The sequence below is a fragment of the Leisingera sp. SA32 genome (assembly GCF_056033425.1).
In genome coordinates this window covers 81827-101780 of sequence record NZ_JBVYHB010000007.1, presented here as the reverse complement: position 1 = coordinate 101780, position 19954 = coordinate 81827, and the positions used below count along the sequence as shown (strand labels likewise).

The following is a 19954-nucleotide window of genomic DNA, read 5'->3' as shown; positions in this document are numbered from 1 at the left end:
CTCTGCTTGTGGGATATTAGTTGTTTTTGTAACTAACAAGGGAGGGAGACCGAAATGACCAAAAAAGATGACTTCGACCTGCAGGATTTCCTGCCGTTTCTGCTCAATCGCGCGGCAGAGGAAAGTTCGCTTGGGTTTCAGCGCCACTACAAGGACCGTTACGGCATGCTGCGTACCGAATGGCGGGTGCTGTTCCATCTGGGCAATTATGGCCAGATGACCGCCAAGGAGATTGGTGAACGGGCCAAGATCCACAAGACCAAGATCAGCCGCGCGGTGGCCAAGCTGGCGGAAAAACGGTTTGTGACCCGCACCCGCGACGCGGCGGACCGCCGGGCGGAACATCTGACGCTGACGTCGGCGGGGCTGGCGGCCTACCGCGACCTGCGCGAGGTGGCGATGGAATTCGACACCTTGCTGTGCCGTCGGTTCACCGCGGAAGAGGTTGCAATTTTGCGGGATATGCTGCGCAAATTAGCAGACATCGACCCATAGACTTTTTGCGCCGCCGGACCCAAATTGGGAGCCGGTACAAATGGTGAATATATGATTCAGATCGATGTCAATTCCGGGCCGCTGATCGCCTGGTTGATGGAGCAGGGACTACAGGGCACCAGCCAGCACGACCTGCTGGATGGGTATTGTCAGCGCCTGACCGAAGCGGGTGTTCCCCTGATGCGGTTCCAGCTGGCGCAGCGGGCGTATAACCCGGAATTCGGCGGCATCGGCATTCGCTGGCTGCGGGGCGAAAGCATCACCAGTCAGCACTATGAGTACCAGGAAAACCCTGGCGACGATTGGCTCAAGAGCCCGTTCTTCCAGCTTTTGCAGCAAGAGAAACAAGAGTTACGGGTGTCTCTGGACGCAGGGCCACCGTTTGATTTCCCGGTGCTGGAGGAATTTCATGCGGTCGGTGCCACGGATTATTTCGCGGCCGGCCTGCGGTTTCATCCGCCAGAAGAAGCTCCGGCAGACCCGCGCCGTCCGGGCGAGGGGATCCTTGTGTCCTGGACCACGGACCGCGAGGGGGGCTTTTCCAACCGCGAGCTGGACCTAATCCGCACGACCTTGCCGCATCTTGGGCTGGCGTTGAAATCCTCGTCCAACCGGCAGATCGCCAAGGATCTGTTGCAGGTCTATCTGGGGCGCGATGCCGGGCAGCGGGTGTTGTCCGGTGAAATCCGGCGTGGCTCCTCGCAGGAGATCGACGCGGTCATCTGCCTGTTCGATCTCAAGGGCTTTACCCAGCTGGCGGAACGCCTTCCGGGCACCGATCTGATCGACATGCTCAATGGTTATTTCGGCCTGGCGGTAGAGACCATCCAGGCCCATGGCGGCAATATTCTCAAGTTCATGGGCGACGGGATGCTGACCATGTTCAACCTCGGCAGCATCGAGGAAGACGCCCATGCGGCGCTGGCCGCGGCCAATGAGCTTTGCGGCAAGATCCGCGGCTTCAATGCCGGGCGAGAGGCTGAAGGGCTGCCAACGGCCGGCTTCACGCTGGCGTTGCATGCGGGGGACATTCTCTACGGCAACATCGGTGCCAAGAACCGGCTGGATTTCACGGTCATCGGTCAAACCGTGAACCAGACCGCGCGGATTGCCGGGATGCACCGCTCGGTCGGGCAGAACATCATCATGTCCGAGGACGTAAAGCGCGCGGCGCAGGGGACAAACCATGATCTGGTGTCGCTGGGGCGCTACATGCTGCGCGGTGTCGCCGACCCGATCGAGCTTTATACAATCTACCGCGGTGACTGTTCCTGCGAAAGCTGAACCGGCGGCAGTCTGCGACCGTCGGCGCGCAACCTCAGCCGGGCGACGGCACCTGCCGGGACCGGATCAGATGCTGATTTCGACGCCCGGCAGGTTCACCTCTTTCATCATGTCGCGAAGCTCCTGCCGCGCGGCGATGTTGGAAATGTTAAGCTGCTTGACACCGATGTCCTTGAGATCCAGCAGCGTCAGTCCGCGTGGGAACAATTCGCGGAAAATCACCCGCTCGGAAAACCCCGGTGCGACGCGAAAGCCGATCCTTTTGGACAGCATGCCGATGGCGCGTTCCATCTTTTCCTTGTTGACCATGCGTTGGGTGCCGACCCGGTTGCGGATCACGATCCAGTCGATTGGCTTCAGTCCGGCTTGGGCGCGCAGTTGCCGGGCGTTCCAGACCATTTCCGAGTAGACCGACGGGCCGGTGATCTTCTCGCCTTTCTGGTCCACATGCGCCAGCAGGTCGAAATCCACAAAACTGTCGTTCAGCGGGGTGATCAGCGTATCCGCAAGCGAATGCGCCACCTGGCTGAGCCGGGTGTGCGAGCCTGGGCAGTCGATCAGAATGAAATCATGGCCACCTTCCAGCGCGGAAACCGCGGCCGACAGACGGTGGTCGTAAACGTTTTCACCCGGCTGAAGGCTGGCCGCATCGATCTCCGGCAGCTCGTGTATTTCCACCATGGGCAGTTCCAACCCTGCCTTGGCACAGAAATCCTTGCGGTTTTCGAGGTAGCGCCCCATGGAGCGCTGCCGCAGGTCAAGGTCCAGCGCCGCAACCCGGTGGCCCAGACGGGCCAGGGTGGTTGCGACATGCATGGATACGGTGGATTTGCCCGCGCCGCCCTTCTCGTTGCCGACGACAATGATATGCGCCATGTTCCGGTCCCTTCGTTCGTGCTTTCGGCACGTTTTTCATATTGAGCCCCTGTATAGGCTCTGGAATCGGACAAGAAAAGCCGCGGGCGCAGGCTGGTGAATTTAGTGTTTCACCTGTGTTTCGACGGCCCGCTGCCCTTTTGCTTGGGGCGCGCGTCGCCACCTTTGCCCGGTTTGGCCACCGTGGCGCGGGCCTTGTTCTTCTTGCTGTTAGGCTTGCCCGCGGGCGGCTTCGGCCCCTTGGCAGAGAAGGATTTGCCCGCGGGTTTTCCAGCCGATTTGCCTGAGGGCTTGCCTGTCGGTGCGCCGGGGCGGGTCATCCGCTTGGATGGGTCCGAGGCGCCTTTGGGCTTGGCGGTTACTGCGGGCGCAGGTTTGCGCGGCCGCTCTTGGGGGCGCGGCTTCGGGCGTTCGGTGCGTTCGGGACGCTCTTGCTGCTCAGCCCGGTCGTCACGCCGCGGTTTGTCTTTCCAGTCCTTGCGTGGCGGGCGGCTGTCGTCACCGGCGTCGGATTTCCGGTAAGAAGGCTTGGCGCCGTCCGGCTTGCCGCGATGCGGCTTGGGACCGCGGTCGCCTTTGAAGCCGCCCTTGGGGCCGCCGGGGCCACCGGGACCGCGGCGCGGCGGCGGCGGCAGATCGGGCGCTTCTGACAGCCGGGTCAGAACCGCGCCGGGCTCCAGCTCTGTCTTGCCGTCTAGCGCTTTGAGGAAGCCTGCGACAGCTGCTTCGCTGATTTCGGCAAAGGTCTCGTTTTCCTGAATCCGAATGGCGCCAATGGCGTCGCGGTCGATGTCGCCCGCCTTGCACAGCATCGGCAGCACCCGGCGCGGATCCGCACCCGTGGCTCGACCACCGGACAGCGAGAACCAGACCGAAGGCCCAAAGGGCTTGCGTTCCTTGCGCTCTTTGCGCGCCTCTTGTCCGTCGACCGGGCGCAGCTCTTCCGGCGCCGAATGGCGGCTGCGGAACAGGCGCAGATAGGTCGCTGCGATTTGCTCCGGCGTGAAAGTGTCCAGCAGGGTCTGCACGCCAGCCTGTTCACTCTCTGTCACCGGTTCCTGCCAGATCGGATCGGCCAGCATGCGTTCTTCGTCACGGGCGAGGATGTCGTCGGCAGACGGTGCCTCGCAGTGTTCGGCCGTCAGCTTGGCCCATTTCAACAAACGCAAAGCCTTGCTGCGGGCCTTGGGCGGGGTAATCAGCGCGCTGACGCCCTTGCGCCCGGCGCGGCCGGTCCGACCGGAGCGGTGCAGCAGGGTTTCATGGTTCGACGGCAGCTCGGCGTGGACCACCAGTTCCAGCCCCGGCAGGTCAATACCGCGGGCGGCGACATCGGTGGCCACACAGACCCGGGCGCGCCCGTCGCGCATCGCCTGCAGCGCGTGGCTGCGCTCGGCCTGGGACAGCTCACCCGATAGGGTCACCACTGGCAGGCCGCGGTTGGTCAGACGCGCCGCCAGTCGGTTCACGGCCGCGCGGGTGTTGGCGAATACGATGGAGCTGGGCGCCTCGTAGTAGCGCAGTACGTTGATGATCGCGTTTTCGGCATCGGCCTGCGCCACGCTCATCAGCCGGTATTCGATGTCGCTGTGTTGCTTGGTCTCGCCTGCGGTCTTGATCCGCATGGCGTCCTTCTGAAAGGTCTCCGCCAGGCTGGCAATACCGGCCGGAACGGTGGCCGAGAACAGCAGCGTGCGGCGGTCTTCCGGCGCTTCGCCGAGAATGAATTCCAGATCCTCCCGGAAGCCGAGGTCCAGCATCTCATCCGCCTCGTCCAGCACCACGCCGCGCACCTGGCTGAGGTCGATGGAACCGCGCATGATGTGGTCGCGCAGGCGCCCCGGTGTAGCTGCGACGATATGCGCGCCGCGTTCCAGCGCCCGGCGCTCGTCCCGCATGTCCATGCCGCCGACGCAGGACGCGATGCGCGCATCTGCCCCCCGGTAGAGCCAGCTCAGCTCATGCTTGACCTGCAACGCCAGCTCGCGGGTGGGGGCAATCACCAGCGCCAGCGGCGCGGCGGCCGCGCCGAATACCTCGGCCTCGCCCAGCAGTGTGGGGGCCAGCGCCAGGCCAAAGCCCACGGTCTTGCCCGAGCCGGTCTGTGCCGACACCAGAAGGTCGCGACCGGCCGTCTCGGGCTGGGTCACCGCTTCCTGCACTTGGGTCAGGGTTTCATATCCGCGTTCTTGCAGTGCGTCTGCCAGGGCTTGTTTCAAGAGGAGAGCTGTCTTTCCCGCGAGGCGCAACAGGCCTCAGCGATATAAAAAAATGAAAGAAGGCCGCCCGTCCGGGGCAGCCTTCGGGAGTTCGCAAAATACGGCAGGCGGCTTAGAAGCCCAGGCCTTCGTATTTTTTCTTGAACTTCGACACGCGGCCGCCGGCATCCATCAGACGCGAGGTGCCGCCGGTCCAGGCCGGGTGCACGGTCGGGTCGATGTCCAGCGCCAGTTGGTCACCTTCAGAACCCCAGGTGGAGCGCATTTTGAGGATGGTGCCGTCGGTCATTTTGACGTCGATGAAGTGGTAGTCGGGATGGGTGTCTTTTTTCATGATACCACTCCTCAGGCTTTTTTGGGCTTGTAGTTCGCATCTTCTGCGATACGGGCCGATTTACCGCGGCGCGCGCGCAGGTAGTACAGCTTGGCGCGACGGACGCGGCCACGACGCACAACCTCGATCGAATCGATGTTGGTCGAGAACAGCGGGAACACACGTTCCACGCCTTCGCCAAACGAAATCTTGCGGACGGTGAAGGAACCGGAGATGCCCTTACCGTTCTTGCGGCTGATGCACACGCCTTCGTACATCTGCACCCGCGAACGCGAGCCTTCGGTCACTTTGTAGCCGACACGGATGGTGTCACCGGCTTTGAAGTCGGGGATCTCTTTCCCCAGGGCGGCGATCTGTTCCGCCTCCAGCTGTGCGATCAGGTCCATCGCAACTCTCCTAAATCTGCCTGTGGTTTGGTCCACAGAGGTTTCGCCGTCATGAGAGCTCCTGGTCTTCACCGGGTCCGCTAGCCGCGCCCGCCAGAGATCACGTCGTCTGTTCCTTACTGCCGGAGCCGGATCCCACGGCAAACCGAAGAAGATTTGCAGGTTTGATCCAACGGCCGACGGTCCGGGTCCGCAAAAGCGAATCCAGACCGGCGCTGTATACGGCGGGTCGCTTGGCAAAACAAGGGCTCGACGGTACGGCGGGCAAGAGTTTTCGAAAACTCTTGCCAGATCTTCTGTCGTAAGATTTGCGGCCGTAGCCGTTACTGTGGGCCGCCGCTTCAGGCGGTCTGGTCGTCCAGTGCGGCGTCGGGGGCGTTTTTCTTCACGGATTCAATGCCGTTGTCACGGCCCGAGACACTGGCGTAGCTCTGTGAACTGGCGATCACCTGGCCGTTGCTGGCTTTCAGGTTGAACATGAACTTGCCCGTGGTGGTGTCCTTGCGCTCGTACCGCGCATCTTCAACGGCGTTCTTGCGCACCGAGGCGATGCCATTTTCGGCGCTGGCCTTTTGCTTGTAGCCTTCGCTCGCCAGAATGTTCTCGCCATTGCCTGCCTTCAGCCGAAAGCGAAACTCCCCGGCCTTGTCCTGGTACAGTTCGAATTTTCCCGCCACCCTGGTCTCTCCTATATCTCAACGAATATGAGCGAGCATAAACACGGCAGGGGCAATCCTGCAATGATTTGATGCGCTTGGCGTGCGGGGGCGGTCAGCGCTTGGGGGCTTTGCGGGCCTGATGGTCGGCCCACAGGTCCGGGCGGCGCGTTTGGGTAATTTCTTCACTCATCTGCTGGCGCCACTCGGCGATTTTGCCGTGGTGACCCGACATCAGAATGTCCGGTATCTCGCGGCCCTTCCATTCGGCGGGGCGGGTGTACTGCGGATGCTCCAGCAGGCCGGAGGAAAAGCTTTCCTCCTCGGTTGAGGCCTGATTGCCCAGCACGCCGGGGATCAGGCGGACAGTCGCGTCGATCAAGGCCTGTGCCGCAAGCTCGCCACCGGTCATAACAAAATCCCCTAGCGAAACCTCCTGGATGCCGTAGTGTTCCAGCACCCGCTCGTCCACGCCCTCGAACCGACCGCACAGCAGGGTGATGCCGTCACACCGGGCGAAATCCTGCATCATCCGCTGGTCCATCCGGCGGCCGCGTGGGGACAGGTAGACCAACGGCCAGGTGCCGCCGGTGCCCGCCATCGTGTGTTCGATCGCCGCGCCCAGCACATCGGCGCGCAGCACCATCCCGGCGCCGCCGCCTGCGGGGGTGTCATCGACGTTGCGGTGTTTGCCCACGCCGAATTCGCGCAGATCGGTAGTTTCCAGCTGCCACAGCCCCTGCTGTAGCGCCTTGCCGGTCAGGCTTTCGCCCAAGACACCGGGAAAGGCATCGGGAAACAGGGTAATGATCTTGGCCTTCCACACCCCCGCCAGATCCGGCGTCGGCGTCATCAGCTCGCGCGGTTTCAGGGTCGGACGGATGGCCTTGCGACCGTGGGATTTGTTTGCAGCACTCATGGATTGAGTGTTTAGTCCAGTCACAGCCGGACGCAATACCAAGCTTTGGGGGGTGCATGAATTCACAGCCACCGTCACAGGAGCAGTTCGCCGCAATGGTGGAAGTTCAGCAGCGCGCCCAGGCGCCGTGGCCTGAGATCGCCGCCGCGCTGGACCTGCCAGCAGAGGGCGCGCGGTTTCGCAGGATGCAAGTGAACAGCCGCTGTGAGGACGTGCGCTGCGTGCTGCGGATCACCACAGCTGACGGTGCGGAATATGTGCTGCGTGCTGAATTCGGCGGCGTCACGCCAACCCGCCTGGCCCGCCGCCTTGAGCGCCATAACGCAGCCGCGCGGGCGTTGGCCGATGTGGCGGGCGTCTCGGTGCCTGAGATTCTCTGGCAGGATCCGCAGCGCGGTCTGGCACTGATGGAATTCGCGCCAGGCGATACCGGGGCACGGGAATTGGCGATGTCTGGCTACGGGCTGGGCCGACGGGAGGCGGTTCTTCAGCGCGCGGGGCATGCGGTTGCAGCATTGCACCGGGTGTCAGCGCTGCAGGAGCGCCAGTTCTGGCCAAAGCCCTTTTTGGCGGATGTGGCGAAGCAAGCGCAGCGGGTACGGGATGACACGCTTTCGGTGTTGCGCCCCAAGAAATTTCTTGGTCTGTGTGCCTATCTGCATCGGCAGGGGCGGCGTGCGCGCGGGTGCAGGTTCATCGCCGCGGTGGAGCATGGCGACCTGCATCTGCGCAACATGCTGATGTCCGCAGAGCAGGTGACCTTTATCGATTTTTCCAACCACAACGGCAACTTTCCACAGCGCGATCTGGCCAATCTTTGGCTAGCCAATTGTCCGGATCTTCAGGCGCCACAAGGGCAGGTGGTGGGATTTGGTGGCGTGGCAAAGGCGGATTGGCAGGCCTTTGCGCAGGGGTATGGCAGCGATCCTGCGGATGATCCCGTCTTTGGCTTTTTCTACGCACTGCGCCTGTTACGCATCTGGCGGCAGTTGGCAGGCCGCCCACGGCCGCTGGATCATCGCAGTCAGCGCCAGATGGAGGCCGTGGCAGCGGCGTTCGAAACGCTGCGGGCGGCGGAAGCCGGCGAGCCCTAGAACAGCCCTTCCGGCGGGTCTGCGACGATGCGCTTCTGCGCCAGATCCACAGTCGGCACCGCCTCCAGCGTGAAGGGCAGCAGCACGGTGGATTTCAGTCCCGGCCCATGTACCTCCAGCAGATCGGCCGCGCCGTGGTTCTGCACCGAAAGCACTGTGCCCAGCAGGGTGCCGCCGGTGTCATAGACCTCCAGCCCGATCAGGTCGGCGTGGTAATATTCATCGTCCGGCAGGTTCGGCAGCTGGTCGCGGCGGGCAAACAGGCGCAGCCCCTTCAGGGCATCAGCGTCTTCCTTGGTGTCCACCCCGACGATCCGCACCGCAAAGCCGTTCTTGACGGCGCGGGTAATCGCCAGACTGTAGCTCTGGCTGCCGTCCTCATTGCTGAGCGGTGAATAGGTCTCGATTTCGTCGGGGATGGCGCAGAAGCTCTTGAGCCGCACCTCGCCGCGCACGCCAAAGGCGCCGGCCAGCGCCCCCACGCAGATCAGATCGCTCATCGTGTCATTCCTTTGCACAGAACCCTGCCCGCAGCCACTGGCCGCCGGATTGGTCGCAGAGTTCGCTTTGATGGTTGCGTTCAAAAAAGATCCCTGCGGTAAAGGCCACTGCAACAAAAAACACAAGCCGGATCAACCGTCCCATGGCAGCCTCAGCGGGTTTCCAGCGGCAGGTCGGCCATGCGGCTTTCCCAGCCGGCCTCCTGCAGTTCGGGCGTGTCTGACTGGCGCTCGGGATAGCCGATGCAGAAATAGCCGATCAGCTGCCAGCCTTCAGGAACCTTCAGATCGCGGTTCAACTGCTCGGGGTCCAGCACGGAGACCCAGCCCAACCCCAAACCTTCGGCCCGCAGGGCGAGCCAGAACAGGGTAACGGCCGTGACTACCGAATAGCGCCGCATCTCCGGCATCGTAGCGGCGCCTAGCCCGTGGCCCTGCGCCGTTTCATCGTCGCAGTAGATCGCCAGCTGCACCGGTGCGTCGCGCATGCCAGAGAGCTTCAGCTGTGCATATTTGCTTGCCCGGTCACCGGAGTAACCCGTCAGAGCCTGGGCATTGGCCGTTTCGAAATTCTTCAGCGCGGCGGCGCGGGCTGTGTCGCTGTCCACCCGCAGGATGCGCCAGGGCTCGCTGAGCCCAACTGAGGGTGCCAGCGGAATGGCAGAGAGGCAGCGCATCAGCACTGCCTCTTCCACCGGATCGCTGCGGAACCGGCGCACATCGCGCCGGAGCCGCATCAGCAGATCAAGCTGGCTGCGAAACTCCTCGGAAAAGGCCCCCCGCAGCGCCACGGATTTATTCCGCGTCAGCAGAAGCTTCGGCAGCTTCAGCAGCCTTGGCAGCTTTCTCTTCGGCGCGTTCCTGGGCTTTCTTGCCCGGGGTGCCTTTGTTCGGGTTGTTGCGGGCAGCCTTTTCACGGACGCCGGCAGCTTCCAGCATGCGGGCGATACGGTCGGTGGGCTGTGCGCCCTGGTCCAGCCAGTACTGCACGCGCTCCATGTCCATTTTCACGCGCTCTTCCGAATCTTTCGGCAGCAGCGGGTTGTAAATGCCCAGCTTCTCGATGAAACGGCCGTCGCGCGGCATGCGGCTGTCGGCAGCCACGATGCGGTAGAAGGGACGCTTTTTCGAGCCGCCGCGGGCCAGACGAATTTTCATTGCCATGGGTACATCTCCTTTGATGGCGTTGTCCGGGGTATGCCCCGGTTGTCCTGTTGTTGATTGTTATTCTTGGTGTTTCTTATGGTGTCGGATGACTTCACCGATGATGAAGTTCAAAAATGCCTTGGCGAACTCCGGGTCCAGATCGGCCCGCTTCGCCAAGTCTTCGAGCCGTGCGATCTGCGCCGCTTCGCGGGTGGGATCGGACGGGGGAAGGTCGTGTTCGGCCTTGAGCCGACCCACCGCCTGGGTGTGCTTGAACCGCTCGCCCAGGGTATAGACGAGGATCGCATCCAGGCGGTCGATGCTTTCGCGGTGCCCTTTCAGCAGCTCGGCTGCGCGGGCAATGGCGTCTTGGGTGTCGGTCGTCATCAAAAGGATCTCCGCATCGGGGTTGCAGAAACGTCAGGCCGCGCCGCGGTGGCGAGATAGCGGTGAAAATCAGTCAATGGCCCAACCCTCCGGCTTGAACAGCGGATCGGCGTAGTGCCCGATTTCCATTTCGATGCCGTGTGCCATCTGGCTGCCTTTCAGCGTGTCCGGCGCGGGGTGGCGATAGACGGCGTCATTGCCGTCGATGGTTGCGGCGGCGTGGTCCTTGTGCGCGCCAAGCCGTTCGGCCAGCCGGATCGAGTCGAGATTCTTGGGGTCGATATAGCTGACCGCCGTCTCCCAGCCCAGGTTTGAATAAAAATGTCCACGCGCGGCATGGGCCGCCTCCAGGGCATAGCCCTTGCCGGCCGCACCGGGCCAGATGATCCAGGCAATTTCGCGCTCTGGCCAGCCTGCGGGCTGCCAGCCGCCTGCCATGCCGTAGGTCTCGTCCGTCAGCTTGTCGTGAATCATCCACATTCCAAAGCCGCGCACCTCCCAATGGCCGATCTCTGCCGCGTACAGCATCCAGGCCTCGTATGTGTTCAGCGGCCCGCCCATGAAGCGCGAGCGGTAGGAGCTGAAGGTGGCCTTGAAATCGGGATAGTCCTGTGGCTCTGGCCCGCGCAGCACCAGGCGCCGGGTTTCGATGACCGGGATGTCATGCGGCATCAGCGCGCCCTCCCTGTCAGGAAGGCGCGGCAGCGCCGGGATATGATCCCCGGACGGCGCATCAGTGCAGCAGCCCTCGCGCAGCGGGCGCGGTCGTATGAGGATTTCGCGGCGACATGTGCCGCCAGGCGCGGATGTTCGGTGCCGGTTGCAGGCGGAACGATACCGGGTTTTCCGGCCGCGCGCCCACCCGACGGGCCAGCGCCACCGAGGCGTGGTTTTCCTCGGGCACATAAGAGACGATATTGTCCCAACCGGCCTCGGTGAAGAGCCAGTGCAGCACGCATTGCGCCGCTTCGCTGGCGTAGCCCTTGCCACGGCCGGGTTCCATCAGGTGCCAAGACAGCTCCGGCTCCGGCCAGCCCTTGGGGAACCAAGGGCCCACGAGGCCGACGGTCTGCCCGGTGCTGCGTTCGATCACTGCAAACAACCCGTAACCGTGCAGGTGCCAATGGCCAATGATGGTGGCAATCGACCACCACAGCGAATCCGGGTCCGACGCCGCATCAACGAATTTTGGCGCGTCCGCGTCAAGGAAAGCCGCGTTGGCATCAAACGCCGGATCGGCCGGCGACATGAGTACCAGCCGCTTGGAGACCAGCCGCGGGAACGGTTCATGTGAATCAGTCATTCCATACCCCTCTACCCGGGCGGCGGGCCGCCCAGCATAAATTTCACCCATCCGGTGAAGGAGTATTTCGGAAACTGCGTAACTTTCGGTTAAGTGTGGCGCCGGAGCGGCGCACCGTGCCGCATTCTTGTCGCAAATTTGATGAAAGCTCATGCGTTGGCCTCCAGTCCATTTGCGGCCAGAATCCCGGGTGTAACGCGGTGCCAACCTGTCCCAATGTCCTTTTCCACGCCCTCGACAGCCGTATGCTTCGCCGCGTGATGCGCGCGCAGCACCTGAACTCCCGCCGCCAAGGCGCGGGGGATCAGGTCACGGTTTTCCTGAGAGGGGGTGAACACGGTCATCCGTTATTTCTTCTTGCCAAAGCCGCTGAGGCCACCGGGCAGGCCCATACCGCCACCCAGTCCGGGCAGGCCGCCGGGCAGCCCCTTGCCGCCGCCCATTGCCTTGGCGGCCGCTTCCAGCGCCTTGGGATCCATCTGGCTGGGGTCCATGCCGCCTATGCCTTCCATGCCGGGCATGCCGCCACCCTTGCCGAACATGCCCTTCATGGCCTGTTTCAGCATCTTGCCTTTGCCCATCTTGCCCATCTTCTTCATCACATCGGCCATCTGCCGGTGCATTTTCAGAAGCTTGTTGAGGTCGGAAACCTCCATGCCGGAGCCAGCCGCGATGCGTTTCTTGCGGGAGGCCTGCAACAGTGCAGGGTTGGCGCGCTCTTTCTTGGTCATCGACTGGATCATGGCGATCTGGCGCTTCAGCACCTTGTCGTCCATGCCGGAGTCCTGAACCTGTTTGGCCATCTTGCCCATGCCGGGCATCATCTGCATCATGCCCTCCATGCCGCCCATCTGGAGCATCTGTTCAAGCTGCATCTTCAGGTCGTTCATGTTGAACTGACCCTTCATCATGCGCTTCATCATCTTTTCGGCCTGCTCGGCCTCGATGGTTTCCTGCGCCTTTTCGACCAGCGCCACAATGTCGCCCATGCCGAGGATCCGGCCGGCAATCCGCTCCGCCTCGAAGGTTTCCAGGGCGTCCATCTTCTCGCCCAGGCCGACAAAACGGATCGGCTTGCCGGTGACCGCGCGCATCGACAGCGCCGCACCGCCACGGCCGTCGCCGTCCATCCGGGTGAGGACCACGCCACTGATTCCGATCTTGGCGTCGAATTCCTCAGCCACCTCAACCGCGACCTGACCGGTCAGGCCGTCGACCACCAGAAGCGTCTCACGCGGGGACACCACGTTGCGGACGTCCTCGACCTCCTGCATCAGGGTCTCGTCGATGTGCAGACGGCCGGCGGTGTCGAGCATGTAGACGTCATAGCCGCCCAGCGTTGCCTGCTGCTTGGCGCGTTTGGCGATGTCGACGGGTTTCTGGCCGGGCACGATCGGCAGCGTGTCGACGCCGATCTGGGTTCCGAGCACCGCCAGCTGGTCCATCGCCGCGGGACGGTAGACGTCGAGCGAGGCCATCAAGACCTTCTTGCCCTCTTTCTCCTTCAGGCGTTTCGCCAGCTTGCCGGTGGTGGTGGTCTTACCAGAGCCTTGCAGGCCGACCATCAGCACGGGCGCGGGCGGGCTGTCGATTTTCAGGCGACCGGGGTCTTCCTCGCCGGTCAGCACGTCCACGAGTGCGTCATGCACGATCTTGACGACCTGCTGGCCGGGGGTCACCGATTTGGTCACCGCTTGACCGGTCGCCTGGTCCTGCACCCGTTTGACGAAATCGCGGGCCACCGGCAGCGAGACGTCAGCCTCAAGCAGCGCAACGCGGACTTCGCGCAGGGCGGATTTGACGTCTTCCTCGTTCAGAGCGCCCTGTTTTGTCAGCCGGTCAAAGACGCCGGAAAGGCGTTCGGATAGATTTTCAAACATGCCTGCGGCCTCCTGATGCCGGTTTAAACTGTGGCGCCCCCGTATGTAGGGGACAAGCGGACCATGCGCAAATGCCACCGGTCCCTGTATGAGACGTGGGAGCAATCCAAGCAGCTTTGCCCCCACGGGCGTAACACGCTGGTGGAGGGCGATCCCTGGCACGGGCAGGGACCGGAAGATTCAGATCTCCCGGATGCTGGGGCAGGCGATACGCTGAAACAGGCGGCCGAGTCAACCTTTGTCAAGGATTGCCGTGCCGACTGGCGCGGAGGCTTCGGCGCCGACTGTCTACGCCCTCTGCGCGCTTGACACAGGGAGTGGCAGCTGGCCAACATCATCGGGCTACCCGGTGATGCTGTATCCCAGCAGGCGGGGGCGCATCGAGGCGGGCTTCTTTTGGCACAGGCATGGTTCACCGGACCCGACGATGGCGGGGTGCGGGGCCTATGCAGGCAGCTGTATCAGCCAGGGGAGGATCTGGGAACATGCGCGTTTTCACAATAATAGGGCCGTCACAGTCCGGCAAATCGACGCTGGCGACAGCGTTGGCGGGGTTGGACGGCACCGCGGGTAAGCGGCAGGAGGTTGCAGGCGTCGCCGCCTTGCAGCCTTTTTCATTCATGGGTGAGGACTGGGCCGTCATCGATATCGCGGGTGGTGCCGACACCCTGGCGCAGGCGGGGCCTGCACTGGCGGCCAGCGATGCAGCGGTGCTCTGTGTGTCGGCTGACGCCGGGGCTGCGGTCCTCAGCGCGCCGTATTTGCGCAAGCTGGAGGAGGCGGGGATCCCCGCCTTTATTTTTGTCAATCGCATGGATCAGGCGGAAGACCGGGTGGCGGAGATCGTCGCCGCGCTTCAGGCCTATTGCAGCCACAACATCATCCTGCGGCAGGTGCCGATTCGTGAGGACGGACAGGTTGTGGGTGCTGTGGATCTGATCTCGGAGCGGGCCTGGAAATACCGCGAGGGCGAGCTTTCGGCGCTGATCGAACTGCCGGTGGCGATGTATGCCCGCGAGCAGGAGGCCCGTGCCGAGCTGCTGGAGGCGCTGGCCGATTTCGACGACACGCTGCTGGAGGAGTTGATCGAGGATCAGCAGGTGATGGCGGAGGAGGTCTATGACGTGGCCACCAAGGTGCTACAGCACAATGACCTGTTTCCGGCGCTGCTGGGTTCGGCTGAGCATAAGAACGGCATCCTGCGGCTGATGAAATCGCTGCGCCACGAGGCGCCTGACGTGGGGGCCGCGTTAAAGCGGTTGTCATCTGCGGGGGATGTGCTGGCAGTGGGCTGCATGGGGGATCTGGTCAAGCACCTGGGTAAGACTGTGCTGGTGCGCGCAATGGGTGCCGAGGTCGGCAGCGGCCGCCCGGTCGGCGGTGCCGCGCTGGGCAGTCTCAGCAGCATCGGCGGCCAGGTCGGACGGCTGAGCGCGGGCGATGTCGGCCAGGCCGTGAAATCGGATCACCTGAACCTCGGCTATGCCTATGGCGCGGACGGGGCCGCGCCGCTGCCAGACTGGGCGCAGCCGCGGCCTTCGACCTTCCGGCGGGTGATTACCCCGCTGCACGAACGCGATGATGCAAGGCTGTCGGGTGCGCTGGAGCGGCTGGCAGAGGTCGACCCGGCGCTGGTGGTCTCACAGGATGAGGCTAGCGGACATGCGCTGTTGCATGTGCAGGGACCGCTGCACATGCGGCGGGTGAAGCAGATGCTGCACTCGGAATTCGGGGTCGAGGTCGAGGAAGCAACTGTGCCGCCCGCCTTGCGCGAAACCATCAAACGGGCGGTGCAGATCCAGTACCGGCACCGCAAGCAGTCTGGCGGTGCCGGACAGTTTGCCGATGTGGTGATCGAGGTGAAGCCGTTGCCGCGCGGCAGCGGGTTCGTGTTTGAAGAGACGGTCAAGGGCGGTGCGGTGCCCAAGAACTACATCCCCTCGGTCGAGGCGGGCGCGCGCGAGGCCTTGGCGCAGGGGCCGAACGGCCATCCGGTGGTTGATGTCTGCGTCACGCTGAAGGATGGCAAACATCATTCCGTGGACAGCTCCGACTATGCCTTCCGCACCGCAGGCAACCACGCGGTGAAGGAGGCTTTGGCAGAGGCCGGGCTGACCCTGCTGCAACCGATCATGCGGGTGCAGATCCATGTGCCTTCGGTGTTCACGGGTGGGTTGGTGCCGGTGGTCAGCGGCATGAAGGGCCAGATCCTTGGGTTCGAAGCCGAAGATGGCGCGACGGGCTGGGATGTGTTCGAGACCCTGCTGCCGATGGCGGCGCAGGACGAGCTGTGCAACACATTGGCCAGTGCCACCCGCGGCACCGGTTGGTTCAGCACTGATTTCGACCATTACGAGGAAGCGCGGCGCGGCGATTTCGCCGGGGCGTGACCCAGTCGCTGGCAGATAATCTGCGGGGTGTCTGGCCCTTCGGGTTGTCGGTTGTTCGGTTGGGACGCGGGCCGTGATGATACGGCTTGCATTTCCGAGGTATTTTCAGTGATCTGCGCCGCATTCCACACACGGTTTGCGGAGCAGCACCATGGACGCCTCATCTGCCTATCAGGACAGCCTGCCTGTCACATCGGACGCGCTGCTGGCGCAGTTGGACATTTGGGGCATCGCCTATCGACTGCACACCCATGTGCCGCTGCGCACGGTCGGGGACGCCAAGGGTGTCGAGGCCCAGTTCCTGGAGCCGGGTGTGCGGGCCTTGCGGCTGAAGAATCTGTATCTGCGCGACCGCAAGAAACGCAATCACCTGGTCTCGCTGGAGCAGGACCGGGCCATCGACCTCAAGGCGCTAAGCGCAGAGCTGGGCGTGGGTGGGCTGTCGTTCGGCTCGCCCGAGCGGCTGTTGGAGAACCTCGGCATTCGCCCCGGCGCGGTCAGCCCGCTGGCGATGATCACCGGGGCGCAGCAAGGGGTGCGCTTTTATCTGGATGCGCAGGCGCAGGAGGCAGACGTGATCTGCATGCACCCGCTGGTCAACGACCGCACCGTAGTGATGGCGCGGGACGATTTGCTGGCGTTCTTTGAAAAGACCGGGGTTGAGGTGACCTGGATCTAGCCGCCCGGGTCCTCGTCCAGGGCCAGCGTCAGTGCCGCCGCCACATGTGCTGCTGATGGGTTCACGAACAGAAACCCCTCCGCCTCAAAGCTGGCATCATCGAGGTGGTCGGGAAACGCCAGCGGCAATTCGGTGCAGGCCAGCAGGATGGCGCTGCCGGGGGCCGCGTGGGCGCGGCAAAGTCCAAGCAGCCGGTCGCGGGCGGTGGCCGTGGCTCCGCCGTAAAAGTCCTCGTCAATCATCGCTTGCATTTCGGCGACGGCGTCACTTGGCAGCGGATCGTTGGCGGCCACGCCATGCTCGGCCAGCACAGCGGCATAGTTGCGCGCTTGCATGGTGACGGTGGTGCCCAGTACCAGCGCCTGGGCGGCGCCGGTCTGGGCCGTGGCCCGGGCCGCGGCGTCAAAGATGCTGAGGACCGGCATCATCAGGCCCTCCTGGATGGCATGCAGCCGGGTGTGCGGGGTGTTGGAGGCAATCAGGGCAAAATCGCAGCCGGCGCGCTCCAGCGTCAGCATAGCGTCGCGGAAGACAGCGTCGAAAGCGGCCCAGCTGGCGTCATCCCCGGCGCGACCGCGCAGGGCGCGGGTGTCGGCCTGCACGACGCTTTCGATGGTGATCGGCGGTACCGGTAGCGGTGGAGTGGCCCCGCGGGCGGCGTGAAAGCGGGCGGCACCGGTGCAGATGGCGCGATAGTAATCGATTGTGGAGGCCCAGCCGACTCCGCCGAGAATGCCGATCTTTTTCATAATTCTGTCTGCCCTTGCTATATCGCTGAGGGCAGACTGCCACGGCGACAATGGGCTGACAAACGTTGAACAACCGCCAGCCGACGACGCGGCTGGCAGCAAGGGCCATGGGAGCCTTAGGCTGCGAGTGCCTCAATCTGCGATTTTGCTTTGGCCAGAGCGCCCTCTGCGTCGATCGACATGGCGTCGGCGGCCACAACCTCGACATCGGTGATGCCGATGAAGCCCAACATGTGGCGAAGGTAGGTGGTGGCGAAATCAATGTCGGATCCTGCCTGGGTGCCGCCAGAAGCCACGGCGATAACGGCCCGCTTGCCCTGTAGCAGGCCCAACGGGCCGGTCTCCGTGTAGCGGAAGGTAACGCCCACGCGGGCCACCAGGTCGATCCATGCCTTCAACGTGGCGGGCACAGAGAAGTTGTAGATCGGCGCGCCGATCACGATGGTGTCAGCCTGTTCCAACTCGTCGATCAGCCTGTCGGACAGGGCAAGGAGCTCCTTTTGCTGTTCGCTGCGCTGGTCGGCGGGGGTGAAATTTGCTCCGATCCAGGCGCTGTCCAGAAGTGGCAGTGGCACAGCCAGATCGCGGCGGATCACTGTTGCGGCGCCAAGGCGGTTGACGATCTGTGCAGACAGGTCGCGGGTTACTGAGCCTTCGGTGCGGGCGGAGGCGTCGATGTGGAGGGTTGTGCGTGTCATATCGGTGTTCCCGTTCAGTGTTTTTCGAGTTCCGGGATAGATTTGCGTTATTGCAAATTCGAACGCAATCGCCGATATATCACAGCAAATGTGCGAATGCGCGCAGGTCAGCTGCTCGCAGACAAGGAGACCGCCGTGGATAATTGGGACGAGGTTCGCACCGCCTATCAGGTGGCCCGTATGGGCACGGTCAGCGGCGCGGCAGAGGTTCTGGGGGTGCATCATGCCACCGTGATCCGCCACATCGATGCCATTGAGGCACGGCTGGGGGTCAAACTGTTCCAGCGCCACGCGCGCGGCTATACGCCGACGGAATCGGGTCAGGATCTGCTGCGGGTGGCACAGGCGACCGATGACCAGTTCAACCAACTGGTCGGGCGGCTCAAAGGGCAGGGCGACGATGTTTCCGGAGAGCTGGTGGTGACCTCGCTTGCATCGTTTGCGCCGATGATGGTGCCGGCGCTCAAGGTGTTTCAGGACATGCACCCGGAACTGATCATTCGCTATTTGACCGGCGACCGGCTGTTTCGGCTGGAGTACGGTGAGGCGCATGTCGCGGTCCGCGCGGGCAATGCGCCGGATCAGCCGGACAATGTGGTGCAGCCTTTCATGAAACAGCAGATCGGTCTCTATGCGTCCACCGGCTACGTCGAGAAATACGGTATTCTGAAGGGCGTGGAGGACATTCCCAATCACCGGTTTGTCGGCCACGACGACGAGAACAGCCGCGCACCGTTTTCGCGCTGGCTGCGCGCGCACGCACCAAAAGAGACGATAGCCTTTCGCTGCACCAATGGTTTCACCATGCAACAGGCGGTGCATGCCGGGGCCGGGATCGGCTTTATGGCGGCCTGGGAGGGGCGCCAGCAACCCGATCTGGTGGAGATGATGGCGCCATTGCCCGATTGGGAGGGCGCGCTGTGGCTCGTGACCCACGTGGATCTGCACCGCACCACCAAGGTGCAGGCCTTTCTGAAATTTCTGAAGGAACAGGCCAAGGGGTGGCAGCTATGAGCGAGGCGCTGCGCGGGCATTTGGCAATGCTGACATTTTCGGCCCTTGTTGCCGGGTCGTTCTCGCTCGGGGTGATGGTGGCCAATGAGATCGCACCTTCGGCGCTGAATGCTGCGCGGTTTGCCATCGCAGCGGTGGTGATCGGCGTTGCCGCAATAGCCACCCGCGGGCTGCGCCGGACGCATTTTCAGGCACCCTGGCGCTATGTCGTGCTGGGCGGGCTGTTTGGCGGCTATTTCGTACTGATGTTCCACGGGCTGAAAACCGCGGCACCGGTCAGCGCCGCGGCGGTCTTCACCTTGGTGCCGGTAATGAGCGCGGTGTTCGGCTGGGTGCTGTTGCGGCAGGTGACCTCGCGCTGGATGGCGCTGGCGTTGGCGATCGGCGCTGCCGGGGCGGTCTGGGTGATCGTGCGGGGTGACCTGGCGCAGCTGGCGGCGTTTCAGATCGGCGACGGCGAAATGATCTATTTCTGGGGCTGTGTGCTGCACGCAATCTATACCCCGATGGTGCGCAAGCTGAACCGCGGCGAGCCTGCGGTGGTGTTCACCTTTGGCATGCTGATCGCAGGGGCACTGTTGTTGCTGGCATTCGGCTGGCGCGACATTCTGGCGACAGACTGGATGAACCTGCCCGGTATTGTCTGGCTGGGGCTGCTGTATCTCGCGATTTTTGCCAGCTCCGCGACATTTGTGCTGCTGCAATATGCGGCCATGCGGCTGCCCTCGGCCAAGGTGATGGCCTATACCTATCTGACCCCCACTTGGGTCATTCTATGGGAGATCGCGCTGGGCCGCGGGGTGCCGTCGGGCATGGTGCTGATCGGCGTCGCCGCCTCGATCGCGGCGCTGGTGATGCTGCTGGAAGGCGATGCCAAGCCGGTCAAGGCACCGGCCAAGCCACGCGCCGAGGTCTGACCTCGGGCCGGATAGCTTGGGGGCAAGG

The 19954-nt window shown here is 63.4% G+C and carries 23 protein-coding genes; 7 read left to right on the top strand and 16 right to left on the bottom strand.

The genetic code is table 11. The features are described from left to right. The first annotated feature begins 54 nt into the window (after positions 1 to 54). Together AC0IPL_RS12105 and AC0IPL_RS12100 are read left to right on the top strand one after the other, a co-directional pair. Positions 55 to 495: a MarR family winged helix-turn-helix transcriptional regulator gene (locus AC0IPL_RS12105; protein ID WP_474274781.1), complete on the top strand. Its 441-nt coding sequence runs from the start codon at positions 55 to 57 to the stop codon at positions 493 to 495. A 51-nt stretch (positions 496 to 546) separates the two neighbouring features. After that, positions 547 to 1779 (top strand): adenylate/guanylate cyclase domain-containing protein, encoded by a 1233-nt coding sequence (locus tag AC0IPL_RS12100; RefSeq protein WP_474274780.1) that lies wholly within the window; start codon positions 547 to 549, stop codon positions 1777 to 1779. A gap of 66 nt (positions 1780 to 1845) precedes the next feature. Here AC0IPL_RS12100 and AC0IPL_RS12095 read toward each other — a convergent pair whose 3' ends face one another. From AC0IPL_RS12095 to trmD, 6 genes are all read right to left on the bottom strand, one after another. Further along, positions 1846 to 2655 carry a division plane positioning ATPase MipZ gene (locus AC0IPL_RS12095; RefSeq protein WP_474274779.1) on the bottom strand — a complete coding sequence of 270 codons (810 nt, stop codon included), beginning with the start codon at positions 2653 to 2655 and terminating at the stop codon, positions 1846 to 1848. Between the two features lie 110 nt (positions 2656 to 2765). After that, entirely contained in the window at positions 2766 to 4874 is a 2109-nt protein-coding gene (locus AC0IPL_RS12090; protein ID WP_474274778.1) for a DEAD/DEAH box helicase, read from the bottom strand. Positions 4875 to 4986: 112 nt separating this feature from the next. After that, a complete protein-coding gene (gene rpmE / locus AC0IPL_RS12085; RefSeq protein ID WP_474274777.1) occupies positions 4987 to 5208 on the bottom strand; it encodes a 50S ribosomal protein L31 in 222 nt (73 codons plus the stop codon). A gap of 11 nt (positions 5209 to 5219) precedes the next feature. Continuing rightward, positions 5220 to 5594 carry a 50S ribosomal protein L19 gene (rplS, locus tag AC0IPL_RS12080; protein ID WP_474274776.1) on the bottom strand — a complete coding sequence of 125 codons (375 nt, stop codon included), beginning with the start codon at positions 5592 to 5594 and terminating at the stop codon, positions 5220 to 5222. Positions 5595 to 5935: 341 nt separating this feature from the next. Then, positions 5936 to 6271: a YegP family protein gene (locus AC0IPL_RS12075; RefSeq protein WP_474274775.1), complete on the bottom strand. Its 336-nt coding sequence runs from the start codon at positions 6269 to 6271 to the stop codon at positions 5936 to 5938. A gap of 94 nt (positions 6272 to 6365) precedes the next feature. Continuing rightward, positions 6366 to 7169: a tRNA (guanosine(37)-N1)-methyltransferase TrmD gene (gene trmD / locus AC0IPL_RS12070; RefSeq protein WP_474274774.1), complete on the bottom strand. Its 804-nt coding sequence runs from the start codon at positions 7167 to 7169 to the stop codon at positions 6366 to 6368. A 56-nt stretch (positions 7170 to 7225) separates the two neighbouring features. Between trmD and AC0IPL_RS12065 the strand changes: the two genes are divergently transcribed. Continuing rightward, positions 7226 to 8263: a phosphotransferase gene (locus AC0IPL_RS12065; protein WP_474274773.1), complete on the top strand. Its 1038-nt coding sequence runs from the start codon at positions 7226 to 7228 to the stop codon at positions 8261 to 8263. On the opposite strand, the gene rimM is transcribed toward AC0IPL_RS12065, so the two are convergent. The 8 genes from rimM to ffh form a co-directional block, all read right to left on the bottom strand. After that, positions 8260 to 8763, bottom strand: coding sequence for a ribosome maturation factor RimM (gene rimM / locus AC0IPL_RS12060; RefSeq protein ID WP_474274772.1), 504 nt, complete (start codon positions 8761 to 8763; stop codon positions 8260 to 8262). The two genes, AC0IPL_RS12065 and rimM, sit on opposite strands and share 4 nt — an antisense overlap. 152 nt (positions 8764 to 8915) lie before the next feature. Beyond that, the gene (gene bluB, locus AC0IPL_RS12055) at positions 8916 to 9554 is read right to left on the bottom strand and encodes a 5,6-dimethylbenzimidazole synthase (RefSeq protein WP_474274771.1); all 639 of its coding nucleotides are present in this window, start codon (positions 9552 to 9554) and stop codon (positions 8916 to 8918) included. A 4-nt stretch (positions 9555 to 9558) separates the two neighbouring features. Further along, complete coding sequence (gene rpsP, locus AC0IPL_RS12050) at positions 9559 to 9927, bottom strand: 30S ribosomal protein S16 (protein ID WP_474274770.1); 369 nt, start codon at positions 9925 to 9927, stop codon at positions 9559 to 9561. A gap of 60 nt (positions 9928 to 9987) precedes the next feature. Next, complete coding sequence (locus AC0IPL_RS12045) at positions 9988 to 10296, bottom strand: chorismate mutase (RefSeq protein ID WP_474274769.1); 309 nt, start codon at positions 10294 to 10296, stop codon at positions 9988 to 9990. Positions 10297 to 10365: 69 nt separating this feature from the next. After that, the gene (locus AC0IPL_RS12040; protein WP_474274768.1) at positions 10366 to 10968 is read right to left on the bottom strand and encodes a GNAT family N-acetyltransferase; all 603 of its coding nucleotides are present in this window, start codon (positions 10966 to 10968) and stop codon (positions 10366 to 10368) included. A gap of 61 nt (positions 10969 to 11029) precedes the next feature. Continuing rightward, positions 11030 to 11599, bottom strand: a complete 570-nt coding sequence (locus tag AC0IPL_RS12035; protein ID WP_474274767.1) for a GNAT family N-acetyltransferase — start codon at positions 11597 to 11599, stop codon at positions 11030 to 11032. Between the two features lie 149 nt (positions 11600 to 11748). Continuing rightward, a complete protein-coding gene (locus tag AC0IPL_RS12030; RefSeq protein WP_474274766.1) occupies positions 11749 to 11943 on the bottom strand; it encodes a hypothetical protein in 195 nt (64 codons plus the stop codon). Positions 11944 to 11946: 3 nt separating this feature from the next. After that, positions 11947 to 13479 carry a signal recognition particle protein gene (ffh, locus tag AC0IPL_RS12025; RefSeq protein WP_474274765.1) on the bottom strand — a complete coding sequence of 511 codons (1533 nt, stop codon included), beginning with the start codon at positions 13477 to 13479 and terminating at the stop codon, positions 11947 to 11949. A gap of 485 nt (positions 13480 to 13964) precedes the next feature. On the opposite strand from ffh, the gene AC0IPL_RS12020 reads away from it, so the two are divergent. After that, entirely contained in the window at positions 13965 to 15869 is a 1905-nt protein-coding gene (locus AC0IPL_RS12020) for an elongation factor G (RefSeq protein WP_474274764.1), read from the top strand. 151 nt (positions 15870 to 16020) lie between these two features. Next, positions 16021 to 16548 carry a prolyl-tRNA synthetase associated domain-containing protein gene (locus AC0IPL_RS12015; protein ID WP_474274763.1) on the top strand — a complete coding sequence of 176 codons (528 nt, stop codon included), beginning with the start codon at positions 16021 to 16023 and terminating at the stop codon, positions 16546 to 16548. On the opposite strand, the gene AC0IPL_RS12010 is transcribed toward AC0IPL_RS12015, so the two are convergent. Both AC0IPL_RS12010 and AC0IPL_RS12005 read right to left on the bottom strand, forming a co-directional pair. Further along, positions 16545 to 17297 carry an aspartate/glutamate racemase family protein gene (locus tag AC0IPL_RS12010; RefSeq protein WP_474274762.1) on the bottom strand — a complete coding sequence of 251 codons (753 nt, stop codon included), beginning with the start codon at positions 17295 to 17297 and terminating at the stop codon, positions 16545 to 16547. The two genes, AC0IPL_RS12015 and AC0IPL_RS12010, sit on opposite strands and share 4 nt — an antisense overlap. Before the next feature lie 116 nt (positions 17298 to 17413). Beyond that, positions 17414 to 17995, bottom strand: a complete 582-nt coding sequence (locus AC0IPL_RS12005) for an FMN-dependent NADH-azoreductase (RefSeq protein ID WP_474274761.1) — start codon at positions 17993 to 17995, stop codon at positions 17414 to 17416. 135 nt (positions 17996 to 18130) lie between these two features. On the opposite strand from AC0IPL_RS12005, the gene AC0IPL_RS12000 reads away from it, so the two are divergent. Then, positions 18131 to 19009, top strand: coding sequence for a LysR family transcriptional regulator (locus tag AC0IPL_RS12000; RefSeq protein WP_474274760.1), 879 nt, complete (start codon positions 18131 to 18133; stop codon positions 19007 to 19009). Further along, a complete protein-coding gene (locus AC0IPL_RS11995; protein WP_474274759.1) occupies positions 19006 to 19926 on the top strand; it encodes a DMT family transporter in 921 nt (306 codons plus the stop codon). The genes AC0IPL_RS12000 and AC0IPL_RS11995 overlap by 4 nt, the downstream gene beginning before the upstream one ends. The last annotated feature ends 28 nt before the right edge of the window (positions 19927 to 19954 follow it).

Bases quoted from the DNA above. Each gene is read 5' to 3' on its own strand.
- ffh (WP_474274765.1), bottom strand. From the start codon at position 13,479: ATGTTTGAAAATCTATCCGAACGCCTTTCCGGCGTCTTTGACCGGCTG.
- rimM (WP_474274772.1), bottom strand. From the start codon at position 8,763: ATGAGCGATCTGATCTGCGTGGGGGCGCTGGCCGGCGCCTTTGGCGTG.
- AC0IPL_RS12045 (WP_474274769.1), bottom strand. From the start codon at position 10,296: ATGACGACCGACACCCAAGACGCCATTGCCCGCGCAGCCGAGCTGCTG.
- rpmE (WP_474274777.1), bottom strand. From the start codon at position 5,208: ATGAAAAAAGACACCCATCCCGACTACCACTTCATCGACGTCAAAATG.
- AC0IPL_RS12035 (WP_474274767.1), bottom strand. From the start codon at position 11,599: ATGACTGATTCACATGAACCGTTCCCGCGGCTGGTCTCCAAGCGGCTG.
- AC0IPL_RS12095 (WP_474274779.1), bottom strand. From the start codon at position 2,655: ATGGCGCATATCATTGTCGTCGGCAACGAGAAGGGCGGCGCGGGCAAA.
- AC0IPL_RS12015 (WP_474274763.1), top strand. From the start codon at position 16,021: ATGGACGCCTCATCTGCCTATCAGGACAGCCTGCCTGTCACATCGGAC.
- AC0IPL_RS12030 (WP_474274766.1), bottom strand. From the start codon at position 11,943: ATGACCGTGTTCACCCCCTCTCAGGAAAACCGTGACCTGATCCCCCGC.
- trmD (WP_474274774.1), bottom strand. From the start codon at position 7,169: ATGAGTGCTGCAAACAAATCCCACGGTCGCAAGGCCATCCGTCCGACC.
- AC0IPL_RS12020 (WP_474274764.1), top strand. From the start codon at position 13,965: ATGCGCGTTTTCACAATAATAGGGCCGTCACAGTCCGGCAAATCGACG.
- AC0IPL_RS12005 (WP_474274761.1), bottom strand. From the start codon at position 17,995: ATGACACGCACAACCCTCCACATCGACGCCTCCGCCCGCACCGAAGGC.
- rplS (WP_474274776.1), bottom strand. From the start codon at position 5,594: ATGGACCTGATCGCACAGCTGGAGGCGGAACAGATCGCCGCCCTGGGG.
- rpsP (WP_474274770.1), bottom strand. From the start codon at position 9,927: ATGGCAATGAAAATTCGTCTGGCCCGCGGCGGCTCGAAAAAGCGTCCC.
- AC0IPL_RS12065 (WP_474274773.1), top strand. From the start codon at position 7,226: ATGAATTCACAGCCACCGTCACAGGAGCAGTTCGCCGCAATGGTGGAA.
- AC0IPL_RS11995 (WP_474274759.1), top strand. From the start codon at position 19,006: ATGAGCGAGGCGCTGCGCGGGCATTTGGCAATGCTGACATTTTCGGCC.
- AC0IPL_RS12010 (WP_474274762.1), bottom strand. From the start codon at position 17,297: ATGAAAAAGATCGGCATTCTCGGCGGAGTCGGCTGGGCCTCCACAATC.
- AC0IPL_RS12100 (WP_474274780.1), top strand. From the start codon at position 547: ATGATTCAGATCGATGTCAATTCCGGGCCGCTGATCGCCTGGTTGATG.
- AC0IPL_RS12105 (WP_474274781.1), top strand. From the start codon at position 55: ATGACCAAAAAAGATGACTTCGACCTGCAGGATTTCCTGCCGTTTCTG.
- AC0IPL_RS12040 (WP_474274768.1), bottom strand. From the start codon at position 10,968: ATGCCGCATGACATCCCGGTCATCGAAACCCGGCGCCTGGTGCTGCGC.